The sequence below is a fragment of the Nostoc sp. genome (assembly GCF_036917515.1).
GTDB lineage: Bacteria > Cyanobacteriota > Cyanobacteriia > Cyanobacteriales > Nostocaceae > Nostoc.
Genome location: NZ_JBALDE010000239.1, coordinates 1 through 10,452 on the forward strand (window position 1 = coordinate 1; position 10,452 = coordinate 10,452).

Annotated in this window: 9 protein-coding genes; 7 read left to right on the plus strand and 2 right to left on the minus strand. The window is 43.8% G+C overall.

What is annotated here, in order from left to right:
• Positions 1 to 107: 107 nt before the first annotated feature.
• Positions 108 to 1,082, minus strand: a complete 975-nt coding sequence (locus V7K89_RS31240) for a DNA polymerase III subunit delta' (RefSeq protein WP_335194298.1) — start codon at positions 1,080 to 1,082, stop codon at positions 108 to 110.
• A gap of 418 nt (positions 1,083 to 1,500) precedes the next feature.
• Positions 1,501 to 1,914, minus strand: a complete 414-nt coding sequence (locus V7K89_RS31245) for a hypothetical protein (RefSeq protein ID WP_335194300.1) — start codon at positions 1,912 to 1,914, stop codon at positions 1,501 to 1,503.
• A gap of 518 nt (positions 1,915 to 2,432) precedes the next feature.
• Here V7K89_RS31245 and V7K89_RS31250 point away from each other — a divergent pair.
• From V7K89_RS31250 to V7K89_RS31280, 7 genes are all read left to right on the plus strand, one after another.
• A complete protein-coding gene (locus tag V7K89_RS31250) occupies positions 2,433 to 3,032 on the plus strand; it encodes a PadR family transcriptional regulator (RefSeq protein ID WP_335194302.1) in 600 nt (199 codons plus the stop codon).
• A 12-nt stretch (positions 3,033 to 3,044) separates the two neighbouring features.
• Positions 3,045 to 3,905, plus strand: coding sequence for a sugar kinase (locus V7K89_RS31255; RefSeq protein ID WP_335194304.1), 861 nt, complete (start codon positions 3,045 to 3,047; stop codon positions 3,903 to 3,905).
• A gap of 38 nt (positions 3,906 to 3,943) precedes the next feature.
• The gene (locus V7K89_RS31260) at positions 3,944 to 4,804 is read left to right on the plus strand and encodes a 3'(2'),5'-bisphosphate nucleotidase CysQ family protein (RefSeq protein WP_335194306.1); all 861 of its coding nucleotides are present in this window, start codon (positions 3,944 to 3,946) and stop codon (positions 4,802 to 4,804) included.
• A gap of 404 nt (positions 4,805 to 5,208) precedes the next feature.
• The gene (locus tag V7K89_RS31265; protein WP_335194308.1) at positions 5,209 to 5,526 is read left to right on the plus strand and encodes an RNA recognition motif domain-containing protein; all 318 of its coding nucleotides are present in this window, start codon (positions 5,209 to 5,211) and stop codon (positions 5,524 to 5,526) included.
• A gap of 837 nt (positions 5,527 to 6,363) precedes the next feature.
• The gene (locus tag V7K89_RS31270) at positions 6,364 to 7,440 is read left to right on the plus strand and encodes an alpha/beta hydrolase (RefSeq protein WP_335194310.1); all 1,077 of its coding nucleotides are present in this window, start codon (positions 6,364 to 6,366) and stop codon (positions 7,438 to 7,440) included.
• Between the two features lie 107 nt (positions 7,441 to 7,547).
• A complete protein-coding gene (locus tag V7K89_RS31275; protein WP_335194312.1) occupies positions 7,548 to 9,665 on the plus strand; it encodes a catalase in 2,118 nt (705 codons plus the stop codon).
• Positions 9,666 to 9,966: 301 nt separating this feature from the next.
• A complete protein-coding gene (locus V7K89_RS31280; protein WP_335194314.1) occupies positions 9,967 to 10,392 on the plus strand; it encodes a hypothetical protein in 426 nt (141 codons plus the stop codon).
• Positions 10,393 to 10,452 lie beyond the last annotated feature (60 nt).

Below are 10,452 nucleotides of genomic sequence, written 5' to 3' on the forward strand. Positions count from 1 at the left end.
TTCTTTTTCCATTTTTTCTAATCTCCGTAGACTTACAGTATGGACAATGCACAGTATGAACCCTCTCCTCATCCCTTTATTATGCAACACCAGAAATACAATCGCACTCAGCGATGAGTAGGAGAAATAGAATTTGATTTTTGATACACAGATAAAAGCAGACATTCCCAAACTAGTTGCGGTTGAGCGTAAGAAAGCAAGTGTTTTCGAGATTGTTCTAGCTGGTTAACGATACTAGGTTGATGCCACTGCTGCCAGTAGAATTGCTGAAGATAATCAACTAACCACAGTTGTGCTTCTGTATCTAAATTTTTATCAATTGTCTTGGCTAACTCTAAGGCGTTACGGTAAGATTTAGGTACTTTTTTCAAGTCTTCGAGTAACTTACTAGGAATAGCTTGTAATTGCTCATAAGATGCGATCGCACTTCCGGCACTACCAGCTGCTATGCTCAAGACTGCCTGATTTGACAAAATTTCCTGATGACCTGTTTGTGTGAGTACAATAGCTAAAGACTCTACATCTAACCGATAAAAAGGAATACGTTGACAGCGTGAAACTAAAGTCGGCAACACAGATTCAGGTGTCGGTGCAATTAAAATTAATGTCGCCTGTCCCGGTTCTTCTAAGGTTTTAAGTAAAGCATTCGCTGCGGCTTCTGCCATTGTTTGGGCTTCTTCCAGCACTACCACATTCCTCGGCGCTTCTAAGGGCGGACGACCTAAAAACTCGGTAATTTCCCGAATTTGCTCTAGTCGAATTACCGGAGGTGCTTTACGCTTGAGTCCTTTCTCGGCTGCTTCTGCTGCTGTTAATCGTTGTCCCTGGTATTGGTACGTTGGTTGCACCCACAATAAAGCTGGATGGTTCCCCTGACGCAAACGGTTTTGTAAAGACGCAGTAACTCCTATCCCACTGGAAAATAGCAATTCCACAAAACATCTGGCTGCTAAACTCCTGCCTACACCATCTGGGCCTACAAATAAGTAGGCTGGAGAAACCCGGTTTTGTCTGACAGCCTGAGTAAGTAATTCTATAGCTTGCTGTTGTCCAATAACTGGTGCAAATGGGTCATTAGTCATTAATTAGATGTTGTAGAACTGCTGATAGGTCAACATAATTCGTAGTTGCAATTCCTTTGGGACTTGAACTCTCCACCGTCTTGTTGACCACCCTTCAGCAGAGATTATGGTGGGGGCTTGAACCTCTTTTAATTACGAATTACGAATTACGAATTATTAATTATTTGGTCAATCGGTATGGCATAAAGCTGAAAGACCTCAGCCTTTGGTAGCAGTTAATTGATGAGTGCTAAGTACGATTCTTACTTTTTTACTCAGCACTGTTTGGGTAATTAGCGATCGCTTATAAAAATTTTACCTTTAGGGACTTCCAGTTAAAAAAACATCCCATCCTTGCGGGACGCTTTGCGAACGTAGGGGCACGGTATGCCGTGCCTTTACTACAAATAATTTGGGATATTGATTTTTTGCAAGTTCCTTATACCTTAGACGTAAGAAATCTCGATATCTCTGCATGTGCCAACACAGCACCAGGTTCGCGCTGGAGAGCGTTGTAATACTTTCTCTCGAAGGTATTGCCCGTCTCTAACGGTACAATGAGTGAACGGACATCAGCAATCAATTTTTGGAAATTGTCCAGCAATATCGGTTCATCTGCTTGGAGCATCTCATCAACTTGCACAACCATCTCAGAAATGCGATGTAGCCAAGCAAATTGTTCATGAGCAATGACTAGCTGAAGAAGTTCTCCACTTGATACTCGTCCACTAATCTGTTCGTAGGCAATGCGTTCTGTCTCCAGCAACATCTTGTGAAGGTAGAGTAATTTGTTTCGTAAATCACGCAGATATTGATGCTGACGTATTCTTTGTGTAAGTGTGTTAGAAGTCAATGTTACTTATCCTCTCTTTACAATAGTCTTCAATGGCTTAAATAATTTCTAAGCATTGAGAATTGGGCATTGGGGAGCCAGTGCATTGGGCAGGCAATGCCCGACTTGTTCGCTCTTAGTGTTCCCGTACCCCTGCGGGGAAGCAAGCTACGCGCAGCGTCTCCGTTAAAAGAAGGGTAGCAACTGGCGTCATTGGGCCAGAAGTGACAGGAGACAGGTAATAGGGAATAATCTGTACCCTGTAACCTGTTACCTAATTCCTTTCTTCTTCCCTACTCAGCACTGGCTAAACCCTAGCTATTCGCTAACAGCACTCCTGAAGGGAGTTGGTAACTCTTCCCCATGCCCTTGTGAATGGAGTTTTTTATGTATTTGGTTTCCTTGCTAAGAAGCATTATAATAAACATATCTTTTTATAACCGTTATATCTTATATTTGATTATTCATATATTAGCATAAAATTATAAGAAGTACATAGTACTGAGCGAGAAAATATCAATTATGGGAAAACCATCTTCATGTCGCTAGCAAATGTAATTTTAGGTCTTCTTCAACAGCAAGAAATGACCGGCTACGACCTCAAAACGAGCTGCTTCGATCAATGCATTGCCCATTTATGGCCAGCAGATCAGGCACAAATTTACAGAACTCTTGATAAGCTAGTTGAGCAAGGCTGGATTACCTGTAACATTGAGATTCAACATGATCGCCCCAACCGCAAAGTCTACAGTGTGACGGAGCTAGGGAAAGCCGAATTTAGCCGATGGCTAGGGATTCATCAGCCCTTACCGACTATAAGAGAACCTTTACTCGTCCAGTTGCATTTTGCAGATCAGTTGTCGAATGAAACCATCATTCACCTACTGGAGCACCAATTGGCGGCTCGAAGCAAAAAGCTGGCTGAATGTGAAATCATCGATTTGCCATCACTCAGTGATGAATCTGCCAACCGCAAGCAGGTGATGCAGAGGCTGGTGCTGGAGTTGGTAATCCGAAGAGAAGAGACTTATATTGATTGGTTGAAGACAGCAATCGATGTTGTCAGTCACCAAGAGCCATACCCATTTACCAAGAAAGAATTCAGGAGTCAGGAGCCAGAATTCACAATTGAATTTTGAACGAAAGAGCAGATGAATCGTGGATTATTTGTAGGTTTAGTAACTTTAGATTTGATTTACCTTGCTGACTCTGCCCCTAAGAATAATCAGAAGATTGTCGCTACTGACTATACTGTAGCGGCAGGGGGCCCAGCAACAAACGCGGCTATAACTTTCAATTATTTAGGAAATCAGGCTACAGTCTTAGGTGTAGTGGGTTCTCACCCAATGACGCAGCTAATTCGAGGTGACTTAGCAAATTACAAAGTTGCGATCGTAGACCTTGAGCCTACCACTGATTTAGTACCGCCTGTATCTTCGATCATTGTCACTCAAGCCACAGGTGAACGCGCTGTGGTTTCGATCAATGCTATCAAAACTCAAGCTAGCAGCGCATCTATCTCGCCAGAAATTTTGCAAAATGTCGATATCGTACTGATTGATGGACATCAGATGGCGGTTGGTGATTCCATAGTTCAAATGGCTAAAGCTAATAACATTCCAGTAGCGATCGATGGTGGTAGTTGGAAGCCTGGATTTGAGCAAATTCTACCGTTTGTGGATTACGCTATCTGTTCAGCTAACTTTTTTCCCCCCAACTGCCAGACTGGAGAAGAGGTTTTTAGCTATCTCAGTGGATTTGACATTCCTCACATTGCCATTACCCACGGGCAAGAACCAATTGAATACTTGAGTGGCGCTAAAACTGGTATCGTAGATGTGCCGCAGATTCAAGCAGTTGATACGTTAGGGGCTGGAGATATTTTCCACGGTGCTTTCTGTCATTACATTTTAAGGCAAAGCTTTACTGATGCACTGGCACTGGCAGCTAATATTGCTGCTGATTCCTGTAAATTTTTTGGTACTCGGTGCTGGATGAATTTAATGGGCTGAGTTGTCAAGTTAATAAAATATTATAGAAGGCTAAATTAATGAAAGATTTACAAGAAATATTAGGGATTGCTCGTGAGCTTGGTTGGGGCGCAGCAGATATACTGCAATCATATTACCACGGTACTGCAAAAGACCCTAACTTAGAAGTCCAATATAAGCAGAATGAGCCTGTCACTGTTGCCGATGTAGCTGTAAGTCAATACATTTTGCAGAGGCTACAAGCAACTTTAGGTAACGAAGATTTTGCTTACATCAGCGAAGAAACTTATCAATCGCCAAGTAGTGCTAGAAAGCCTTCTGTCCCTTGGGTATGGATAATTGACCCTTTGGATGGTACTCGAGACTTTATCGAAAAAACTGGCGACTATGCAGTTCACATTGCTTTAGTCAAGGAAACACGCCCAGTGTTGGCAGTAGTAGCAGTACCAGAGGCTCAAAAGTTATATTACGCTACCAAAGGTGGGGGTACATTTGTAGAAACCTGTAACGGATCTGTTCCTTTAAAAGTGTCGTCAGGCAAACGAGTTGAAGATTTAACCTTAGTCGTTAGTCGCTCTCACCGCAACCAACGGTTAGATCGCTTACTACACAATTTACCCTGTCAAAACCAGAAATCTGTGGGTAGTGTAGGCTGCAAAATCGCCACCATTGTCGAGCAACAAGCAGATATCTACATTTCCCTTTCCGGCAAGTCTGCACCCAAAGACTGGGATATAGCCGCTCCAGAATTGATTTTAACAGAAGCTGGTGGTAAATTTACCCACTTCGACGGCACTCCGTTGCAGTATAACACTGATGATATCAATCAATGGGGAGGTTTGCTAGCTAGTAATGGTGAATATCATGAACTACTATGTAAAAAAGCAGAAGGTATCTTAGCGCAGTTTGACCATAGCTAACGGGGTACTGGAGAATGAATATTTTTTAATTTGCTTTAATTTGCTTTTAAGACAGTCGTTCGTGGTATGATTAATCGCATTACCAATAATAATCTTTGCCCCTTAAGTCCACAGCTTAACTTTAAAAACACTAAATATCGAGGCGATCGCTAGTTAACTCCGATTTCCTGTTAAAAGTGTAATTTTTATAGTACAAGCAAAAAAGCCCGTTGTTGGGAGGTCTGCAAGCCTGCCCCAAAGGTTTTATTTGTGAATAAAATTCACTAGAAGACGATATTCAAAGGCTGAAGGCTGTGCTACACTCATGGACATAAAGATTATTTTCGGTTGAGTAACTCGTTTTGATTTCTAAAAACCTTCTCTCCGAATTTAACTCTCTACACTCCCTGAATTCGGAGATTTCTATGTCAATTTATGTCGGAAACCTGTCCTATCAGGTTACAGAAGATGACCTAAAGCAGGCTTTTGCAGAATACGGAACAGTAAATCGTGTTCAACTACCCACAGATCGGGAAACAGGCCGACCGCGTGGGTTCGCTTTTGTGGAAATGGAATCAGACACACAAGAACAAGCTGCCATTGATGCACTTGATGGTGCTGAATGGATGGGACGTGATTTGAAAGTGAACAAAGCTAAACCTCGTGAGGAAAGAAGCAACTCCTCTCGCGGTAGCTGGGGTGGCGGTAATAATGCTCGCCGCAACAACAATAATCGCTACTAACCCAAGTTGTGGGTTATCGACTGATGTGTACTTGTTACCACTCAATTCATGCGATGCCTGCGGTGCTTGCTAGCCTATGCGTGCAACAAAGTAGCGTTGGCGCAATGCGCCAACGCTACTTTGTTGCCAGGATTCAAGTACTTAAATGATTTTCAGTTATATAAATTACTTATTCACTAAATGCTTGTTGATGAGTAAAAGAATAAATGAATGCTTGTAGCTTAAGTAAAAACCCTTAAGAAGTGACTGTTTGTATTAAAAGTCCAAGCAAATTTGCCTTTCGATTTGACATCTAGCCAGCATCTCTTCATTGTTGCCATATCTCTGGCAAGCCACAAGTAATTAAACACATATCAATCAATAATACTTTTTGTAGTAGCGCTGTATTGACTTTCAGCGCTATTAGCCGTATAGATTTTCAATTGCGTAAGGATTATTATGTTAAACAGCAGCCAAAACAGAGCAAATACCACCTTGCTTCAATATAAACGCTTTGCTTAACTTTTTCGTATTCAAAATCACATCTGCATTTAGCAGTAGTTTATTCCACTACAATAACTTAGGTATTACTAACCAATGCTAGAGGCAGGATTGTTTCTAGCTTTTTAAGATTAATACTGATAAGGTACTTTAAAAGGTTAAGTAAGTCTCTTCAATGCCATCCAGAAGTAAGCTTACTGCGATCTGAGCCACTTATAACAGGCTAATAATCCAGTGCTTAAGATGAATGATGTCGTTAGCGATGTCATACGACGGGCTACGCCTACGCGTGGAATTGGATGGAAAACCAGTCAAACTTAGGTTGAACTTCTGCTGTGGTACTTTTTGGAGGAGTTTGTGAATCAGAAAATATCGAGAAGAGAGTTTGCCACCCTGGCAGGGTCAGGGGTGGTGGCGATCGCCCTAGGTAGCCCACTTCTGGCAAAGTCAGCAGGGGCTGTATCCACACCTGATGCTCAGATGAAAGCCGTGTTAGATGAACTTACCTCTTTTAACGCACCGCCCACTGAGAAATTGTCGCCGATAAATGCTCGCAACAACCCAACTGTGGCAGATGCAGTTATGGGCGTGCTTGCCAAACGTCGCAAGCCTGCGGTAGAAATAGTCGGGGATGTCAACCATCAACTTATACCAGGTCCGGGGGGCGATCTTCTATCGCGTATTTATCTGCCAAAGGGAAAAGGGCCCTTCCCTGTACTGGTCTACTTCCACGGCGGCGGCTGGGTAATCGCCAATTTAGATACCTATGATTCATCGTGCCGCGCTTTGACTAATGCAGCTAACTGTATAGTTGTATCTGTCGCCTATCGCCAAGCCCCAGAACATAAGTTTCCCGCAGCGGCGGAAGATGCTTATGCTGCAACTCAATGGGTTATGGTGAATGCTGCCCGAATTAACGGCGACCCCAAGCGGGTTGCAGTCGGCGGTGAGAGCGCAGGTGGCAACTTGGCGGCTGTCACCTGCTTAATGGCGCGTGACAGAGGTGGCAAGATACCTGTGCATCAGATGCTAATCTACCCTATTACCAATTACGCCTTTGACACACCCTCCTACCAGGAGAATGCCAACGCCAAGCCGCTCAACAAAGCGATGATGATCTGGTTCTGGAGCCAATATCTAAATAGTCAGTCTGACGGGAGTAATCCCTATGCTTCACCACTGCGAGCAGAAAACCTGCGCGGTCTGCCACCTACAACCGTAATTACGGCAGAAATTGACCCACTGCGTAGTGAAGGAGAAGCCTACGCCAAGCGTTTGCGTGAAGCGGGTTCCTCTGTAAAGGCAATCAATTATAACGGCGTGACTCATGAATTCTTTGGCACCGGAGCAGTGGTAGATAAAGCGAAGCAGGCGGTTAGGGAAGCGGCAGCCAGACTGCGCTCTGGATTTATGAGTAATACTACTAAAAGCTAGTAAATCAGACAGCGCAAGTAGCTGCGATCGCCTTGGCAAGGGCTAAACCAAATTGAGACGTTACGCTAATTAATTGAACTGTTGAATAATACCCGAAAGTATCTAACATGAGTGAACACAATCCGATCGACGAGCAAAGCAAACAGAAAGCTCTAGATTCCTCTCGTCAAGAAGCAGGAGAATATCTGACCACCAATCAGGGAGTGCGGGTTAACAGCACAAATGATTCGCTCAAAGCTGGATCGCGTGGCCCCACATTGGTAGAAGACTTTCACTTCCGCGAGAAACTGGCACACTTTGACCGAGAGCGCATTCCAGAGCGGGTAGTTCATGCGCGAGGAGCAGGTGTTCATGGGTATTTCCAGCCTTATGAATCCCTAGCAGAATATACAAAGGCAAAATTTCTTCAAGATCCCTCGGTTAAAACTCCGGTCTTCGTTCGATTTTCCACAGTTGCCGGGTTCCGGGGTTCAGCTGATACGGCGCGCGATGTACGCGGATTTGCTGTCAGGTTCTACACAGAAGATGGCAACTACGATATAGTCGGCAACAATATTCCGGTGTTTTTTATTCAAGATGCCATCAAGTTCCCTGACTTGATTCATGCTGTGAAACCCGAACCGCACAACGAGATACCCCAAGCGGGAACCGCTCATGATAACTTCTGGGACTTTATCTCGCTTATGCCGGAATCGATGCACATGATTATGTGGATACTGTCCGATCGCACCCTGCCCAGAAGTTACCGTATGATGCAAGGATTTGGGATTCACACTTTCCGCTTTGTCAACGAACAAGGCAAAGCAAGGTTTGTGAAATTTCACTGGAAGCCGATTCTGGGCGTTCATTCAATAGTGTGGGATGAAGCGCAAAAAGCAGGCGGAAAAGACCCTGATTTCCATCGCCGCGATTTAGGGGATGCGATCGAAATGGGCGACTATCCGGAATTTGAACTTGGCGTGCAGATTGTCGAGGAAGAGGACGAATTGAAATTTGATTTCGATATCCTTGATTCCACCAAGCTGATTCCCGAAGAATTGGTTCCGGTGAAGCCAATCGGCAAAATGGTACTCAACCGCAATCCAGACAATTACTTTGCCGAAACCGAACAAGTTGCTTTTCAACCTGCCAATGTTGTACCGGGCATCGACTTCTCGGATGACCCACTGTTGCAAGGTCGGATCTTCTCCTACGCTGATACGCAAGTACATCGTTTGGGAAGCGCAAATTATACCGATTTACCAATTAACCGCCCCGTTTGTCCATTCCATAATAACCAACGGGACGGCGTTATGCAGTACAACATTCCCACTTCAAAGGTGAACTACTACCCGAACTCCCTCGGTAATGGTTGCCCGATGACGGCTCCGGAAAATCTCGGCGGCTTTGTCAGCTATCAAGAGCGGGTGGAAGGTAATAAAATCCGAGAACGCAGCCCTAGTTTCCAAGACCACTTCAGTCAAGCAACTTTATTCTGGAACAGTTTATCCGATCCGGAGAAAGAACACTTAGTCAAAGCCGCACATTTTGAGTTAGGCAAAGTGATGAACCTTGCCGTCAAAGAGCGGATGCTGGAGTTATTTAACTCTGTCGATCATCAGCTGGCAACCCGCATTGCTGAGGGACTGGGCTTATCTGCTCCTACAGAAGTAAAACCAAATCATGGGCAGAAATCTCCGGCGCTCAGTATCCAAACTATGCTGGAGAAGATGCCAGAAAAAACGATTAAGAGTCGCCGGATTGCAATTCTAGCGGCGGATGGTGTAAATGCTCAAGAACTGGGCGCACTCCAGCAGGCACTAATGCAGCAAGGCGCTCATGCGAAAATCGTTGCGACTCATGGCGGTAAAATTAGAGGCGATGATGGTCAGGAAATCCCGGTTGAGATGACCTTTGTAACAGCTGCTTCTGTGATGTTTGATGCAGTGTATGTACCTGGTGGAGCGCAGAGTATTAAGACGCTAAAGCAGGAGGGAGAAGCAATTAACTTCATCAATGAGGCATTCAAGCACTGTAAAACAATCGCCGCGACAAGCGAAGGGGTTGAACTACTATCGATGGCTAATATTGAAGGCGTGAAGTTGTCGCAAGATGGCGCGCGCTCTGAAATGGGTGTGGTGACTTCTAGTGAATCTGACTTAAAGTCTGTAGCTGATGATTTTATCAGTGCGATCGCGCAACATCGCCATTGGATGAGATATCAAAAGGAAATGGTGCCTGCATAGCCACTTGCTTAACTTTGTGAACGGTAACTAATCCTAAATAGGACAGAAGCAGGGTAAACTTAACTTCTGTCCTTTCCATTTTTACAGCTGACAATATATATTCTCATTTAAAGAAGTTTATCGATATCAAGTCAAATAGCCGTGTATTTTATGCACCGCTGTGCGCCTGTACCTTGTACTTCATTCCATAAACAAACGCTATAGTTTGTTGAGTTCCATTTGCAAAACTAAATTAATTCCGAATTACGAATTATAAATTACTTGCTTGGTCTGCAATCTTTGGCTCTGGATTTTCAGAAAAATGTTACGACTTTATCATTTATTACTAGGCTCTATTTTACTGGTGTCAATACCAGTGGGAGCCAAATTTGTTCTCTCCCAATTTTCTCCACCCAAAGTAATAAAATCTCCTACTGCTGCAAAACTTCCCAACTCTAATCAGGGAAATATCTGGCAGAAAATCCTGGGAAATGCTGCTGCTCCAACTAACTGGCAAGTTGCTCCCTGTGAAGGAAATACACCCCTGTTGTGTGTCTCCTCCAAAGGAAAACGTTTGGGTACTGTTGAGATTAACATTTACCCATTAGCAAACAATGAAGATTTCCGAAACAGACTCTTAGCAGCTGGTATTCCAACTGCTTCTCTAATAGACTACCAAAGTTCCAAGTACCAAACCCAGTTATTACCAGTACTTAATACCAATTCTCTAAAATTGGACTACAGATGAGAGAATAAGAATAAACCAGATGAAGGATGAACAATGTCAGGGATATATCAGCTAGAAATT

Bases quoted from the DNA above. Each gene is read 5' to 3' on its own strand.
- V7K89_RS31265 (WP_335194308.1), top strand. From the start codon at position 5,209: ATGTCAATTTATGTCGGAAACCTGTCCTATCAGGTTACAGAAGATGAC.
- V7K89_RS31255 (WP_335194304.1), top strand. From the start codon at position 3,045: ATGAATCGTGGATTATTTGTAGGTTTAGTAACTTTAGATTTGATTTAC.
- V7K89_RS31240 (WP_335194298.1), bottom strand. From the start codon at position 1,082: ATGACTAATGACCCATTTGCACCAGTTATTGGACAACAGCAAGCTATA.
- V7K89_RS31280 (WP_335194314.1), top strand. From the start codon at position 9,967: ATGTTACGACTTTATCATTTATTACTAGGCTCTATTTTACTGGTGTCA.
- V7K89_RS31250 (WP_335194302.1), top strand. From the start codon at position 2,433: ATGTCGCTAGCAAATGTAATTTTAGGTCTTCTTCAACAGCAAGAAATG.
- V7K89_RS31275 (WP_335194312.1), top strand. From the start codon at position 7,548: ATGAGTGAACACAATCCGATCGACGAGCAAAGCAAACAGAAAGCTCTA.
- V7K89_RS31260 (WP_335194306.1), top strand. From the start codon at position 3,944: ATGAAAGATTTACAAGAAATATTAGGGATTGCTCGTGAGCTTGGTTGG.